General features: G+C 72.1%; 14 protein-coding genes and 1 pseudogene. 13 read left to right on the top strand and 2 right to left on the bottom strand.

Annotation, left to right across the window (positions count from 1 at the left end):
• From AOK16_RS27880 to AOK16_RS02505, 3 genes and pseudogenes are all read left to right on the top strand, one after another.
• Positions 1–234: pseudogene (locus AOK16_RS27880) on the top strand (phosphatase); the annotation flags it as partial.
• A gap of 2 nt (positions 235–236) precedes the next feature.
• On the top strand, positions 237–861 hold a 625-nt coding region (locus tag AOK16_RS02510), incomplete at its 5' end, for a PP2C family protein-serine/threonine phosphatase (RefSeq protein WP_240483325.1).
• Between the two features lie 78 nt (positions 862–939).
• Positions 940–2,421 carry an aminopeptidase P family protein gene (locus AOK16_RS02505; RefSeq protein WP_055470551.1) on the top strand — a complete coding sequence of 494 codons (1,482 nt, stop codon included), beginning with the start codon at positions 940–942 and terminating at the stop codon, positions 2,419–2,421.
• Between the two features lie 63 nt (positions 2,422–2,484).
• Here the strand turns inward: AOK16_RS02505 and AOK16_RS02500 are convergent, their stop codons facing one another.
• Positions 2,485–2,967: an ATP-binding protein gene (locus AOK16_RS02500; RefSeq protein ID WP_055470550.1), complete on the bottom strand. Its 483-nt coding sequence runs from the start codon at positions 2,965–2,967 to the stop codon at positions 2,485–2,487.
• Positions 2,968–3,199: 232 nt separating this feature from the next.
• Between AOK16_RS02500 and AOK16_RS02495 the strand changes: the two genes are divergently transcribed.
• The 10 genes from AOK16_RS02495 (at position 3,200) to AOK16_RS02450 (ending at position 14,517) form a co-directional block, all read left to right on the top strand.
• Positions 3,200–4,075, top strand: a complete 876-nt coding sequence (locus tag AOK16_RS02495) for a hypothetical protein (protein ID WP_055470549.1) — start codon at positions 3,200–3,202, stop codon at positions 4,073–4,075.
• Positions 4,076–4,234: 159 nt separating this feature from the next.
• A complete protein-coding gene (locus AOK16_RS02490) occupies positions 4,235–5,008 on the top strand; it encodes a YcnI family copper-binding membrane protein (RefSeq protein WP_055470555.1) in 774 nt (257 codons plus the stop codon).
• Positions 5,009–5,271: 263 nt separating this feature from the next.
• Entirely contained in the window at positions 5,272–5,922 is a 651-nt protein-coding gene (locus AOK16_RS02485) for an SCO family protein (protein WP_055470548.1), read from the top strand.
• The gene (locus AOK16_RS02480) at positions 5,919–6,386 is read left to right on the top strand and encodes a copper chaperone PCu(A)C (protein ID WP_055470547.1); all 468 of its coding nucleotides are present in this window, start codon (positions 5,919–5,921) and stop codon (positions 6,384–6,386) included. Before AOK16_RS02485 ends, AOK16_RS02480 begins: the two co-directional genes overlap by 4 nt.
• A gap of 5 nt (positions 6,387–6,391) precedes the next feature.
• Positions 6,392–8,419 carry a copper resistance CopC/CopD family protein gene (locus AOK16_RS02475; protein ID WP_079100986.1) on the top strand — a complete coding sequence of 676 codons (2,028 nt, stop codon included), beginning with the start codon at positions 6,392–6,394 and terminating at the stop codon, positions 8,417–8,419.
• Positions 8,419–9,741 (top strand): iron uptake transporter deferrochelatase/peroxidase subunit, encoded by a 1,323-nt coding sequence (efeB, locus tag AOK16_RS02470; protein ID WP_079100985.1) that lies wholly within the window; start codon positions 8,419–8,421, stop codon positions 9,739–9,741. The genes AOK16_RS02475 and efeB overlap by 1 nt, the downstream gene beginning before the upstream one ends.
• A gap of 123 nt (positions 9,742–9,864) precedes the next feature.
• The gene (gene pheA, locus AOK16_RS02465; protein WP_055470546.1) at positions 9,865–10,800 is read left to right on the top strand and encodes a prephenate dehydratase; all 936 of its coding nucleotides are present in this window, start codon (positions 9,865–9,867) and stop codon (positions 10,798–10,800) included.
• A gap of 585 nt (positions 10,801–11,385) precedes the next feature.
• A complete protein-coding gene (gene serS, locus AOK16_RS02460) occupies positions 11,386–12,714 on the top strand; it encodes a serine--tRNA ligase (protein WP_079100984.1) in 1,329 nt (442 codons plus the stop codon).
• Positions 12,711–13,517 carry an HAD family hydrolase gene (locus AOK16_RS02455; RefSeq protein ID WP_055470544.1) on the top strand — a complete coding sequence of 269 codons (807 nt, stop codon included), beginning with the start codon at positions 12,711–12,713 and terminating at the stop codon, positions 13,515–13,517. Before serS ends, AOK16_RS02455 begins: the two co-directional genes overlap by 4 nt.
• A 289-nt stretch (positions 13,518–13,806) precedes the next feature.
• Positions 13,807–14,517 (top strand): hypothetical protein, encoded by a 711-nt coding sequence (locus AOK16_RS02450; RefSeq protein WP_055470552.1) that lies wholly within the window; start codon positions 13,807–13,809, stop codon positions 14,515–14,517.
• Positions 14,518–14,623: 106 nt separating this feature from the next.
• On the opposite strand, the gene AOK16_RS02445 is transcribed toward AOK16_RS02450, so the two are convergent.
• A partial coding sequence (locus AOK16_RS02445; RefSeq protein WP_055470543.1) for an ABC transporter permease subunit occupies positions 14,624–15,258 on the bottom strand: 635 nt, incomplete at its 5' end.

Raw genomic sequence — 15,258 nt, 5'->3', positions numbered from 1 at the left:
GCCGAGGTCGCCCACCCCGACCTGCGCAACGAGCCCGAACTCGATCCGCGCCAGCGCGAGGTCGCCGCCCGCCTCGGCTACGCCGCCAGTTACGCCGTCCCGCTCGCGACCGAGGACGGCGGCCGGCTCGGCGCCGCGGTCTGGCTCTACGACGAGCCGACCGAGCCCGTCGAGCACCAGCGCCACCTCATCGGCCTCTACATCCGCTACGCCACCGAGCACCTCGCCCGCCATNNCGGCGGCGACTGGTACGACGCGCTGCCACTGCCCGAGGGTGCGCTGGGCCTGGCCGTCGGTTCGGTCACCGGCGCCGGGCCGAGCGCCGTCGCCGCCATGGGACGGCTGCGCGCCTCCCTCCGCGCCTACGCGGTGATGGAGGGTGAGGATCCGGTCGCAGTGCTCTCCGACCTCGAACTGCTGCTGCGGCTCACCGAACCGGCGCGCTCGGCGACCGCGCTGTTCGTCTACTCCGAGCCCGCCAGGCGCCAGTTCGTGCTGGCCGGGGCCGGACACTGCCCGCCGTTGGTAATCGGCGAGCGGCGCACGGAGTTCGTGGAGACCTCGCTGTCCGCACCGCTGGGGATGCTGTCCTGCTGGGAGGCGCCGAGCACCGACTTCGACGTTGCCCCCGGCGAGACCCTGCTGCTCTACAGCGACGGGCTGCTGCACCGCACCGGCGAGCCCATGGACCGGGCCTTCGCGCGGCTGCACTCGGCCGCGTCGAGCGTGCCCAGGGCCGTACGCGACGACCCGGACGGCATCGTCGACCACGTGCTGCGGACCGTGCTGCCGGACGGGCTCGACGCGGTGGACGACCCGGAGGACGTCGTGCTGCTCGCCGCCCGCTTCGACCAGGTGTGACGGAGGTTATCCACAGGCTCGCCGGTGATCTTCGTCGCGCCCATACGATGGTGGGGATCGCACGCGAGGAGGAGACCCGTGACCGAGCAGCCCGCGCCCGAGAACCCCGAAGGCAGCTCTGCGACCCAGGACGCCGCCGAGGCGGCCGGGATCAAGCAGCGGAAGAACGGCCTGTACCCAGGCGTCTCCGACGAGCTTGCCGAGAACATGAAGGGCGGGTGGGCCGACACCGAGCTGCGCGACCTCCCGCCGATCGAGCAGGCCCCCGACGCAGCCCGCCGCCGCGCCGCCCTGTCCGCCCGCTTCCCCGGCGAGCGGCTGGTGATCCCCGCGGGCAACCTGAAGACCCGGTCCAACGACACCGAGTACGCCTTCCGCGCCTCGACGGAGTACGTGTACCTGACCGGTGACCAGACGCAGGACGGCGTCCTCGTCCTGGAGCCGACGGCCTCGGGCCACGACGCGCGGCTCTACCTCCTGCCCCGCTCGGACCGTGAGAACGGCGAGTTCTGGCTCGATGGCCAGGGCGAGCTCTGGGTCGGCCGGCGGCACAGCCTCTCCGAGGGCGCACAGCTGCTCGGCCTGGACTGCGCGGACGTGCGCAAGGTCGCCGACGAGCTCGCGGCCCTGGCGGGCCCGGTCCGTCTCGTGCGCGGCCACGACGCCGGGCTCGAAGCGGCCCTGGCCGACCTGCTCGACGCCGAGCGCGACGAAGAGCTGCGGACCTTCCTCAGCGAGCTGCGCCTGGTCAAGGACGCCTTCGAGATCGCCCAGCTTCAGGCGGCCGTCGACTCCACGGTCCGCGGATTCGAGGACGTGGTGAAGGTCCTCGACATGGCCGAGGCCACCTCCGAGCGCTACATCGAGGGCACGTTCTTCCTGCGCGCCCGGGTCGAGGGCAACGACATCGGCTACGGCTCCATCTGCGCCGCGGGGCCGCACGCCACGACGCTGCACTGGGTCCGCAACGACGGGCCGGTCCGCGCGGGCGAACTGCTGCTGCTGGACGCCGGCGTGGAGACCCACACCCTCTACACCGCCGACGTCACCCGCACCCTGCCGGTCAACGGCCGGTTCAGCGAGCTCCAGCGCAAGATCTACGACGCGGTGTACGAGGCGCAGGAGGCGGGCATCGCGGCGGTGAAGCCGGGCGCGAAGTACCGCGACTTCCACGACGCCGCGCAGCGGGTGCTCGCCGAGAAGCTGGTCGAGTGGGGGCTGGTCGAGGGCCCGGTGGAGCGCGTCCTGGAGCTGGGGCTCCAGCGCCGCTGGACCCTGCACGGCACCGGCCACATGCTCGGCCTCGACGTCCACGACTGCGCGGTCGCCCGCCGCGAGACGTATGTGGACGGCACGTTGGAGGCGGGCATGTGCCTCACTGTGGAGCCGGGTCTGTACTTCCAGGCGGACGACCTGACCGTCCCGGAGGAGTACCGCGGCATCGGCGTCCGCATCGAGGACGACATCCTCGTCACCGAGGACGGCAACCGAAACCTCTCCGCCGCCCTGCCCCGAGCGGCGGATGAGGTCGAATCCTGGATGGCCCGCCTCAAGGGGTGAGCTGACCGGGGGGAGCACGCGAGCTGAAGGCGTTCAGGACCGCGGCCGGGAAACGGCCGCCGCTCAGGACACCTTCAGCAGCGCGTCCTCTTTCCACTTGAGGATCTTGTCGAAGCTGACGACCGCGCCGTGGCCCGGGTTGTTGCGGAAGTCCACATGGTCGGCGAGGGCCTCGATGAGGCAGAGGCCCCGGCCGTGTTCCGCTTCGGAGTCGGCCGGGGGCTGGGGGATCGGTGAGCGCTTGAGGAGCGATGCCGTACAGAAGGTCGGCGTCGTGGGGAAGCCCGGACCCGAATCGGTCACCTCGATACGGCACTTGTCACCGTCGAGATACGCGGTCACGCGATAGGCCTGGGTCGAGCCGTCCGGGGCGGCGGGGCCGCCGTGCTCCACGGCGTTGGCGCAGGCTTCGGTGAGAGCGAGCGACAGATCGTAGGAAATGTCCGGGTCGACGCCCGCGGTCTCCATCGTGCCGAGCAGCAGGCGTCGGGCGAGCGGAACGCTCGCAGCCTCGCGCCGCAAGTGGAGGGACCACCAGATGCTCATGCTCCGGCCTCCTGGCTGCGGCTCGACATACCGATACGTATTGCCGCCCCTGCCGGTACATAAGCGTGCGACTGATGTGACTACGCTCATTCGGCGGATGTGTCCGCCGACACGATCGGTGTAATGCGCGGCGCGGGTACCGCACCACGCGGCCCCACCCGTTTCTCCCGGCCCTTCTTTTCCCGGCCCCTCTCTTACCGCTCCGCCGGCTCGATGGGATGATGGCGCGGCCATGTCTGCCCCTATCGCCCACGCAGGCGCCGATTTGCGAGTGCTGCGGGCCGCGGTGTTCGCCGCGGTCTGCGTCGTGCTGTCCGCGGGCGGGCACATGCTGGGGTCGTGCACCGGAGTGCCGTGGTGGACGCTGGGCGCCGGTTTTCTCGCGGTGCTCGCGGTGGCCGCCCCGCTCGCCGGGCGGGAACGCTCGCTTCCGGGTATCGCGGGACTGCTCGCGGCCGGACAGCTCGCCCTGCACGCCCTGTTCGGGCTCGGCCAGCACTTCGCCGGGGCGCAGGCCGAGGCGGCGCAGGCGCGGCCCGCGGCCGCGGGCGGCGGGCCCTCGGAAGGGACGCTGATCGCGGTCGCCGCCCGGCTGCTGTGCGGCGCCGACGGCGGCCCTCTCCCTCTCAGCGCCGACCGGGCCCGGCAGATCGTATCCGCGTCGGGCATCGAGCCCTCGCACCTCGCGGGCGACGCCGGTCACCTGGCGGAGGTCCACGGCGCCGGAGCCCACACGGGCGGGTCCCTGGCGGGCGGCTCCCCCTCGCTCGGCGACGCGGTGCTGCCCACGCTGCCGATGCTGCTGGCGCACCTGCTCGCCGCCGTCGTGCTCGGGCTGCTGCTGCGGCGCGGCGAGGCCGCACTGTTCCGGCTCGTACGGCTGTCGGCCCGCGGGGTGGCCGAGGGGGTCGCGGAGAGGGCGCTCGTACGGGCCCTGCGCGCCGCACTTGCTCTCGTACGCGCCCTGCGTGCGGGACTTCCGGGGGCGTACGCCGCACTGCTGCGCGCTCCCCGCGCGGACGGGCACGGGCAGACCGGGACCCGGTCCCAGGTCCTCGAACACTCCGTCAGCCGGCGGGGCCCGCCGCGCCTCTGCCTCGCGGCCTAGCAGCGCAGCGATCATCCGCCCACCGGCGGCCGGACACACCGGCAGGCCCGTCGGGAGGTGACGCGCGCCGCCGCCGCACGCGCGCCACCCCTTCCGACGACCCCTCTGCCTGTGGAGTGTCCTCAGCTCATGAAGCCCCTGAAGTCCTCGAAGCACTCGATGTCCTTCAAGTCCCCGAACATCTCGCGCCGGCTGCCCCTCGTCGGCGCCGCTGCCGCCGGTGCCGTGGTGCTGCTCGCCGGACCGGCGTTCGCGCACGTCTCCGTCCAGCCCGGCGAAGCCGAGCAGGGCGGCTACAGCACCATCGCGTTCAAGGTCCCCAACGAGCGGGACAGCGCCTCGACCGTGAAGCTCGAGGTCAACCTGCCGACCGACCACCCGCTGGCCTCGGTCATGCCGCAGCCGGTGCCGGGCTGGGACGTGAAGGTCACCAAGTCCACGCTGGACAAGCCGCTGGAGCTGCACGGAAAGAAGATCACCGAGGCGGCCACCAAGGTCACCTGGACCGCGAAGAAGGACGGCGAGATCAAGCCGGGCACCTTCCAGCAGTTCCCGCTGTCCGTCGGCCAACTGCCCGAGGACACCGACCAGTTGGTGTTCAAGGCGCTCCAGACGTACTCGGGCGGCGAGGTCGTGCGCTGGATCGAGGAGCCGAAGGAGGGCAGCGAGGAGCCGGAGAGCCCGGCGCCCGTGCTGAAGCTGACCGCCCCCGCCGAGGGCTCCGGCCACAGCCACGGCGGTTCGGGCTCGGACACGAAGGCCGACAAGGCCAAGGCCGAGGGCGCGCACGGCGCCTCCGGCACAGCGGACGAGCACGAGGCCGCGGCCGACTCCAGTGACGGCACCGCGCGGGCGCTCGGCGTGCTCGGCATCGTCGTCGGCGCGGCGGGCGTCGCCTTCGGCGCCCTCGCCGGCCGCCGCCGGTCGTCCTGATCCGCCCGATCAGGCCTGATCGACGAGCGAAGCCCCGGTCTGCGGCAAGCTCGGGTCCCTCCGGCTACCGCTGAGTGGGGGTGCCCCCGGCGGTAGCTGGAGGCACCCCCGCCCGGGCTCCGCCGTACTGGCCGCTCGGCACCGCAGCGGGAGATGTCCGGAGCTCCGGACCCCGTGACCGGACCGGCGTACGGCTTGTACGGCCCAGCCCGTACAGACCGGGGCCCGCACCCTGAAAACCCCTCACATCCCAGGAACCCCTCATGCGCAAAACCCCCGTGCTCGCCGCCGCGCTGGCCACGGCCGCGGCACTGGCCCTCACCGCGTGCGGCGGCGCAGGCAAGGACAGCGGGAGCGGCTCCGCGGTCGCCTCCGTGCCCACGCAGCGGAACGCGACCGTCCTCGACCGCCCGTTCGCCAAGCCCGAACTCGTCCTGAAGGACACGAAGGGCGAGGAGTACGACCTGGTCAAGGAGACCAGGGGCCACCCGACCCTGCTCTACTTCGGCTACACCAACTGCCCGGACGCCTGCCCGTTCACCATGAGCAACATCGACCTCGCCCTGCGGAAGCTGCCGCAGGCCGAGCGCGAGAAGCTCCGGGTCGTCTTCGTCACCTCCGACCCCGGGCAGGACACCCCTTCGAGGCTCGGCAGCTGGCTGCGCCAGCAGAACCCCTCCTTCACCGGGCTGACCGGCGACTTCGACACCATCCAGGCGGGCGCCCGCACGCTCGGCATCTACCTGGACAAGCCGAAGAAGGACAAGAGCGGTAAGTGGGTCTCCACGCACGGCACGCAGGTCCTCGCCTTCCTCCCGAAGGACGACCGGGCGCACGTGCTCTTCAGCAAGGACACGACCGCCGAGGAGTACGCCGAGGACCTGCCGAAGATCATCGAGGGGCGCACCCCGTGAGCCGCCCCGGCAACCCGCCGCGCCGGCGGGCCTGTGCCGCCGCCCTCGCCTTCGCGTTCGCGGCCGGCCTCGCCCTCGCCGGCTGCTCGTCCGAGGGCGCCCGGCTGACCGCCGACGCCGCTTACGTGCCGGAGCCGGTGACGGCGGACATGGCCGCCGGCTACTTCACCGTGCGGAACAGCGGCGGCAGCGACGACCGGCTGACCTCCGTCACCAGCGACGTCTCCGGCGACGTGACGATGCACAAGACGGTCGGTACGACCATGCGCGAGGTGAGGTCGTTCACCATCCCGGCCGGGGGTGAGCTCGAACTCCGGCGCGGCGGGAACCACTTGATGCTGATGGACCTCGATCACAGGCCGCGGAAGGGCGAGAAGGTGACCCTGGAACTCCACTTCGCCGCATCCGACCCGATCAAGCTGGACGTGCCCGTCGAATCCGCCACCTACAGCCCGCGGAAGTGAGGGAGATGGCCACCACCGCGCCCGCCACCGCGCCTTCCACCGCGCCCGCCGACGCGCCCGCCAAAGCGCCCGCAGCCCCACGCACCACCGCAACCGCCGAACCGCGCCGCCGCCGGTCCGCCGTCACCGCGCTGCTGCTCCTCGCCGCGGCGCTGCTCGGCTCGCTGCTGGCCGGGGCCTCCCCCGCGGCGGCGCATGCCGCGCTGACCGGGAGCGACCCGAAGCAGGGCGCGGTGCTCGACAGCGCGCCGAAGGACGTGACGCTCACCTTCTCCGAGGGCGTCGCGCTGTCCGACGACTCGATCCGGGTCCTCGACCCGCAGGGCAAGCGGGTCGACACCGGCAAGCCGCGCGACCTGTCCCGCGGAGAGGTCGTCTCGTACGCCGTCGGGCTCCACTCCGGGCTGCCGGACGGAACGTTCACGGTCGCGTGGCAGGCGGTCTCCGCCGACAGCCACCCGGTGTCGGGGGCGTTCACCTTCTCCATCGGCGCGCCCTCGAAGACGGCGGTCGCGGTGCCGGAGCAGGAGACCGGCGGGGGCGCGGTCGGCATCCTGTACGGGATCGGGCGGTACGCGTCGTACGCGGGGTTCGTCCTGCTCGCGGGCGGCGGCGCGTTCGTGCTGGCCTGCTGGCCGCGCGGGGCGTCGGTACGGGCGGTGCAGCGCCTGGTCGTCCAGGGCTGGGCCGTGCTGACCGGCTCGACCATTGCGCTGCTCCTGCTGCGCGCCCCGTACACCGGCTCGGGCCGCCTCGCGGACGTCCTCGACCTCGGCGGGCTGCGGGCGGTGCTGGAGACCAAGCCGGGCGTGGCCCTGGTCTCGCGGCTGCTGCTACTCGCGGCGGCCGCGCTGTTCGTGGCGGTGCTGTTCGGGACGTACGCCAGGAGCGAGGACCCGCGGCAGCGCAAGGACCTCGGCTTCGGCCTGGGGGTCGGCGGGGCGGCCTTGGCGGCGGGCACCGCGGCCACCTGGGCGTTCGCCGAGCACGCCTCGACCGGGCTCCAGCCGGGGGTGGCGATGCCGGTCGACGTGCTGCACCTGCTGGCCGTCGCGGCCTGGCTGGGCGGGCTCGCCGCGCTGCTCGTCTCGCTCTACCGGGGGCCGTCGATCGAGCGCGCGGCGGTCCGCCGCTTCTCGCGGCTGGCCTTCGGCAGCGTGCTCGTGCTGGCCGCGACCGGGCTGTACCAGTCGTGGCGGCAGGTCGGCTCGTGGGACGCGCTGACCTCCACCGCGTACGGGCGGCTGCTGCTCGTCAAGGTCGGTCTGGTGGGGCTGCTGGTCGGGGTCGCCTGGATCTCGCGGCACTGGACGGCGCGGCTCTCGGCGGACCCGGTGCCCGAGACGGAGGCGGCGGAGCTGGTGGAGGGGGTGGAGACGGCAGAGCTGGTGGAAGTGGCCGCGGAGAAGGCCGGTGCGCCGGAGACGGCGAGCGCCCCCGATGGCGCCTCCGGTGACGACCCGCGCCGCGCCGCCCAACTCGCCCGCCAGCGCGCCGCCCAGGCCGCCGCGCGCCGCAAACGCCTCCGCGACGCCGACCCCGAGCGCTCCGGACTGCGCCGTTCCGTGCTGGCCGAGGCCGCTGTGGCCGTCGTCCTGCTGGCCGTGACCACCGCGCTGACCAGCACCGAGCCCGCGCGTACGGAGGTTCGGGCGCGGGCGGCGGGCGGCGATTCCGCGGCGCGGCCCGCCGGGCCCGTATCGGTCACGGTCCCCTTCGACACCAGCGGGGCGGGCGGCAAGGGCACCGCGAACATCCAACTGGATCCGGGGACTTCGGGTGGCAACACGCTCCATCTCGTCCTCACCCGGCCCGACGGCAAGCCCCTGGACGCCCCCGAGGTGAAGCTGTCCTTCACCCTGGAGTCGAAGAAACTGGGCCCGCTGCCGGTCGAGCCGCCGCGGATCGCGGCGGGCCACTGGTCGGCGAACGGCGTGCAGCTTCCGATGCCGGGGAAGTGGACGATGTCGCTGACCGTACGGACCTCGGACATCGACCAGGTGACGCAGACCAGGAACGTGAAGATCGGCTGATGAGCGACAACGGCACCACCAACTCCGCGGAACGCCATGCCACTTCGGGCACCGCCTCGCGCCCCGCTCCGGCCACCGCCTCGGGCCCCCCTCCGGGCCCCGCCGGCATCTCGCGGCGGCGCCTGCTCGGCACAGCCGGCGCCGCCGGGGCCGCGGGTCTGGCCGTGGGCGCAGCGGGCGGGGTTGCGGGGCAGCGGGCGGGCGCCCCGGAGGCACTGACCGCGGTCGGCGCCACCGCCGTCGCCTTCCACGGCAGGCACCAGCCGGGCATCACCACCCCGATGCAAGCCCGCGGTCACCTCGCCGCCTTCGACCTCGCCCCGGGCTCCCCGGCCGCGGCCCGCAAGGCGGCCGCCGCGCTGCTGCGCCGCTGGTCGGCGACCGCGCGAGAGCTGATGGCGGGCCGCCCGCCCGCCGACGACACGGGCGTCGCGCTCGACACGGGCCCCTCGTCGCTGACCGTCACCTTCGGCTTCGGCCGGAGTCTCTTCGACCGCACGGGCCTGGCGAAGCAGCGCCCGGTGGCGCTCGACCCGCTGCCGGACTTCTCCTCCGACGCGCTCGACGCCCGGCGGAGCGAGGGCGACCTGTGGGTGCAGATCGGCGCCGACGACCCCCTGGTCGCCTTCCACGCGCTGCGCGCCCTGCAGAAGGCTGCGGGGAGCGCGGCCCGCGTGCGCTGGCAGATGAACGGGTTCAACCGCGCCCCCGGTGCCACCGCGCGCCCCATGACGGCGCGGAACCTGATGGGCCAGGTCGACGGCACCAACAACCCCAAGCCGGCGGACCAGGACTTCGAGCGGCGGATCTTCGTACCGGGCGGCGGCGAACCGGAGTGGATGGCCCACGGCTCGTACGCGGTGGTGCGACGCATCCGGATGCTGCTGGACGACTGGGAGAAGCTGCCGGACAGGGAGCAGGAGCGGGTCATCGGGCGGCGGAAGGCCGACGGCGCACCGCTGTCGGGCGGCACCGAGACCACGGAGATGGACCTGGAGAAGACCGACGCCTCGGGCGCCCTGGTGATCCCGGCCACCGCGCATGCGCGGATCTCGGCACCGGAGAGCAACGGCGGGGCGGCCATGCTGCGCCGGCCGTTCTCGTACCACGACGGCTTCGACCGGGACGGGGTCCCGGACGCGGGGCTGCTGTTCGTCTGCTGGCAGGCCGATCCGCTCACCGGCTTCGTACCGGTGCAGCGCAAGCTGGACCGCGGGGACGCGCTGTCGCGGTTCATCCGGCACGAGTCGAGCGGGCTGTACGCGGTGCCGGGCGGCGCCGCGGAGGGCGAGTACGTGGGGCAGCGGCTGCTCGAATCGTGATCGCGGCCAGCTGGCCGCCCGCGGCCCGTCTGCGCCGTCGCGTGATCGCGGCCCGCCGGGGTCGGAGGGGCCAAGGGGCGAGACAGGACGCGGGCCCCTGATCCACGCGGCTACGCTGGCCGCATGTCGGCGACCCGCTACACCTACCTAGGCCCCGAAGGCACCTTCACGGAGGCCGCGCTCCGCACCCTGCCGGAGGCAGCCACCCGCGAGCTGGTCCCGATGGTCTCGGTCCCCGCCGCGCTGGACGCCGTGCGGTCCCAGGGGGCGGCGGGCGCGCTGGTGCCGATCGAGAACTCGGTGGAGGGCGGGGTCAACGCGACCCTGGACGAGCTCGCCACCGGCGGCCCGCTGATGATCTACCGCGAGGTGCTGCTGCCGATCGCCTTCGCCCTGCTCGTACGCCCCGGGACGGCGCTGAAGGACGTGAAGACGGTGACCGGCCACCCGGTCGCGCAACCGCAGGTGCGCAACTGGCTCGCGGGGCACCTGCCCGACGCCCTGTGGGAATCGGCCGCGTCGAACGCGGACGGCGCCCGCCTGGTGCAGGAGGGGCGGTACGACGCGGCCTTCGCGGGCGAGTTCGCGGCCCCGACGTACGGGCTGGAGCCGCTGGTGACCGGCATCCACGACGCGCAGAACGCGGCGACCCGGTTCGTGCTGGTCGGCCGCCCGGCCCGGCCGGCGGCCCCCACCGGCGCGGACAAGACCTCCGTGGTGATCTGGCTCGGCGATGACCACCCGGGCGCGCTCCTGGAGCTGCTCCAGGAGTACGCGGTCCGGGGCGTGAACCTGATGCGGATCGAGTCGCGGCCCACGGGGCAGGGGATCGGCCGCTACTGCTTCTCGGTGGACTGCGAGGGGCACATCACCGACCGGCGGGTGGGCGAGGCGCTCATGGGGCTGAAGCGGATCTGCCCGAAGGTGCGGTTCCTCGGCTCGTACCCGCGTGCGGGCGTCGACCCGTCCGAGCTGCCGCCGCTGCGGCACGGGACGTCGGACGGCGAGTTCTCGACTGCCGCGGACTGGCTGACTCGCTGCCTTGACGGCCGGGCCTGAACCCTCTCCACATTCCCGCGCATCGCACATTGCGCGCTCCCACCTGCGGGCTTGCCGCGCCTGTGGTTATCCACCGAAGTTATCCACAGGCTCGCTTCTCGACCTGGGGACAAGTCGACATGGAAAGGCGACTCGGTCGACAAATCGGCCTTCAGGGGCACCGCGGTCCACAGGCTGTCAGGTCACCCCTCGTCAGCCCAATTCCACCGAGCAACCCCCCAGGGGGAGGGATTTCCACTCGCATGAGGGTGTGGGCGGGGTTTGAAAGGGGAATCCATCGGCCGGCACTCAACGAACGGAACGATCAATTCCGGCATCCACAGATCTTGCTCACAGCCTGTGGATAAACGGCTGGATCATGAATCACCCTGTGGACAACCTGGCAGCCGCCCACCACCTCAACTCCCGTTCTCCACAGGGGAAATCAGTCACCCGGGAGACCCGGGGATGCCCCTTTTCGGCGAATGCGATCTCTTTCCTTGACGCTGTTCACCAAGAATTCCCCCACCCCGGCAAAACGGTCAAAATGGTGCGAAATGGAATTTCAGGTCGAGTGGTGGGAGCGGGCACCGGTAGCCTGGGGGGGTGATTGACCTTCGCCTGCTCCGTGAGGACCCCGACCGTGTGCGCGCCTCCCAGCGCGCCCGTGGAGAGGACGTCGACCTCGTCGACGCGCTGCTCTCCGCCGACGAGCGGCGCAGGTCGTCCGCCGTCCGCTTCGACGAGCTGCGGGCCGAGCAGAAGGCGCTCGGCAAGCTCATCCCCAAGGCCGCCGGCGACGAGAAGACCGAGCTGCTGAAGAAGGCCGGCGAACTGGCCACCGCCGTCAAGGCCGCCGACGCCGCGCAGAACGAGGCCGCCGAGGAGACCCAGCGGCTCGTCCTCCGGCTGGGCAACCTGGTGCACCCGGACGTCCCGGTCGGCGGCGAGGAGGACTTCACCGTCCTGGAGACCGTCGGCACCCCGCGCGACTTCGCGAGCGAGGGGTTCGAACCGAAGGACCACCTGGAGCTCGGCCAGCTGCTCGGCGCCATCGACGTCGAGCGCGGCGCGAAGGTCTCGGGCTCGCGCTTCTACTACCTCACCGGCGTCGGCGCCCTGCTGGAGCTGGCCCTGGTCAACGCCGCGATCGCGCAGGCCACCGCGGCGGGCTTCGTCCCCATGCTCACCCCCGCGCTGGTCAAGCCGCGCGCCATGGAGGGCACGGGTTTCCTCGGCCAGGCCGCCGAGAACGTCTACCACCTGGAGAAGGACGACTACTACCTGGTCGGCACCTCCGAGGTCCCGCTCGCCGCGTACCACATGGACGAGATCGTCGAGGCGAGCCGGCTGCCGCTGCGGTACGCGGGCTTCTCGCCGTGCTTCCGCCGCGAGGCCGGCACGTACGGGAAGGACACCCGCGGCATCTTCCGGGTGCACCAGTTCGACAAGGTCGAGATGTTCTCGTACGTCGCGCCGGAGGACGCCGAGGCCGAGCACCAGCGGCTGCTGGACTGGGAGAAGCAGTGGCTGACCGGCCTCGAACTGCCCTTCCAGGTCATCGACGTGGCCACCGGCGACCTGGGCGCCTCGGCCTCGCGGAAGTTCGACTGCGAGGCGTGGATCCCGACGCAGGGCAAGTACCGCGAGCTGACCTCGGCGTCCAACTGCGACGAGTTCCAGGCACGCCGGCTGTCGGTGCGGATGCGGGGGGAATGGCGCGGGAGCGGAGCGACCTCTTCTGGGGGCGGAGGTCGGGCGACGGGCGGGCATGTACGGCCGCTGGCGACGCTGAACGGGACGCTGTGCGCGGTCCCGCGGACGATCGTCGCGCTGCTGGAGAACCACCAGCTGGCCGACGGTTCGGTGCGCGTGCCCGAGGTGCTGCGCCCGTACCTCGGCGGGCGCGAGGTGCTGGAGCCGACCGCCAAGTGAGCCTGCCCTACCGGTTGATCGCGACCGACCTCGACGGCACACTGCTGCGCCCCGACGACACGGTCTCGCAGCGCTCGCGCGACGCCCTGGCCGCGGCCACCGCGGCGGGGGCCGCGCACATCGTCGTCACCGGCCGGGCCGTGCCGTGGGTGCGGCACATCCTGGACGACCTCGGCTACCGGGGTCTGGCCGTGTGCGGCCAGGGCGGGCAGGTCTACCACGCGGGCGAGCACCGGCTGCTGACGTCCGTGACCCTCGACCGGCAGCTCGCCGGACTCGCCCTCGCGAAGATCGAGGCCGAGATCGGGCCGCTCGCGCTGGCCGCGAGCCGGGACGGGCTGGAGGGCGAAGTGCTGGTCGGCCCGGGCTACCGGGTCCAGGACGGCCCGCTGCCGGTCCTGCGCTTCGAGGACCCGGCCGAGCTGTGGTCCGCCCCCCTCAACAAGCTCTACATCCAGCACCCCGGCCTGGACGACGACGCCCTCGCGGAGGTCGCGCAGACGGTGGCGGGGCATCTGGTCGGGGTCACGATGGCCGGGGAGGGCATAGTCGAACTCCTCCCCCTGGGCCTCACCAAGGCCACCGGCCTGTCCCTGGCGGCCCGCCGCCTCGGCATGACGGCCACCGACACCATCGCCTTCGGCGACATGCCCAACGACATCCCCATGTTCGCCTGGTCCGCCCACGGCGTGGCGATGTCCAACGCCCACGACGACCTCAAGGCAGTCGCGGACGAGGTGACGGCCTCGAACGAGGACGACGGCATCGCGATGGTCCTGGAGCGGTTGCTCCAACTGAGCTGAGGCGCTGGCCTGCGGCTTTCCCCATAGTGACATCCTGTCACTATGGGTCGATGCAGGTTATCCACAGGCCGCTGGAACACATGACGGCGTGACCGTATGCCTGTCCGATCGTTGCCCAATATGCGTGGAGGCAACGGGAGTTCGAGGCGTCGTAGCGAGTGTGAAGTGGTGGATTGCCGGGCGTGAGAACCGGTCATTGAGTTTGTGGCGTACGTGAGCAGCCTTCGCTCCTGGTCCCTGGATACGGGCGTGACCCGAAACCGTTCCAGTGAGAGTGGAGGGCATCTCCATGCCACCCGAATCCGCCCTGCTCGAGTCGCGCGTGCTGCGCGACTCGATGGGCGACCGAACCGACGTCCTCGACAAGGTCAAGGTCCTGACGATGCTGCCTGACGGGCTGCATGTCACTACGCGCATGGTCGCGGGCTACTTCGAGGTCGCCGAACAGGCGATCAAGAGCCTCGTCAAGAGGCACAGGGAAGAGCTACGTAGCAACGGGATGCACACGCTTCACGGCTCTGAGCTGCAGTTCTTTGAAAGGTCCAACATGGACCTTTCAGCCGAGAGTTATCCACAGGGCCGTGCGCACCTGACTCTGTACACCTGTCGGACGATGCTCAACGTCGCCATGCTCCTGCGCGACAGCGAGGTCGCCCGTCGCGTGAGGACGTACCTCCTCGACGTCGAGGAGGCATCCCGCTCACACGCACCCGCTCAATTCACGGCCGGTGACAGGTCCTTCGACGCGCGGCTCAGCAACGTCGAATCCTGCCTCGGCGATGTCGGCGCCTCGCTGCGGGAGTTGGGTCCGGTGATCGCCGGGATCTCGGTGCGGCTCGAGCGGGTCGATCGGCGGCTGGACGCGACGAACCGCGTCGTGTGCGCGATGAGCGAGCGGCTGTGTGATCTGAGCGAGGACATGCGGGAGGTCCGGCAGGACGTGGCGGTCCTGAAGAGTCAGTCTGCGAAGGCGCTTCGGCGTCGCGGAGGCGGCTCCTAGAAAAGTCGGTGGGGCGTGTGCCGATCGGCGCACGCCCCACCCCTGACCTGCGACGCCTTAATCGTGACGTCATGTCACAAGCCCCGAGGCCGGTTATCCACAGCCCCTATTCCTCCCCTGCCACCGTCAGCCCCCGCAGGCGCTGGCCCGCGTAGAGGGTGGCGCCCACAGTCGCGGCGGCCAGGAGGGCCACCGCCGTGGGAAGGCCCACGTCGGAGGTGATCATGTCGGCGTTCGCGAGTTTTTCCACGACCGCCAGGGACCACTGCTGGACGCTCAGCGTGCGCGCGCCCGGGACCAGGCTGCCGAAGAGGGTTTCCCAGACCAGGGCGTAGACGAGGCCGATGACGACCGCGTGCCGGGTGAGCGTGCCCAGGAGGAGGAACAGGGCGGCGTACGCGATCGACGCCACCGCCGCCGCCAGCGCGTAGGCGACGGCGAGCTGCCCGCTGTTGCCGTTGAGGAGGAAGCCCGCCAGCAGGGTGGGGACGGCCGAGAAGGCGATGGTGACGCCCACGGCGACCACCAGTTTGGTGAGGATGATCGTCGGCCGCTTCACCGGCTTGGCCAGCAGATAGACGATCGAGCCGTCGTCGATCTCCGGGCCGATCGCGCCCGTCCCGGCGATCACGCCGATCAGCGGCACCATCGTGGCGAGCGCGAACCCGCCCAGCACGCTGTTCGCGATCTGGTCGTCGGCACCGGCCAGCGACCGTACGAGCAGGGAGAGGGCCAGCAGCA

The organism is Streptomyces pathocidini (genome assembly GCF_001418495.1).
GTDB lineage: Bacteria > Actinomycetota > Actinomycetes > Streptomycetales > Streptomycetaceae > Streptomyces > Streptomyces pathocidini.
This window is presented reverse-complemented; position numbering and strand designations above follow the sequence as displayed.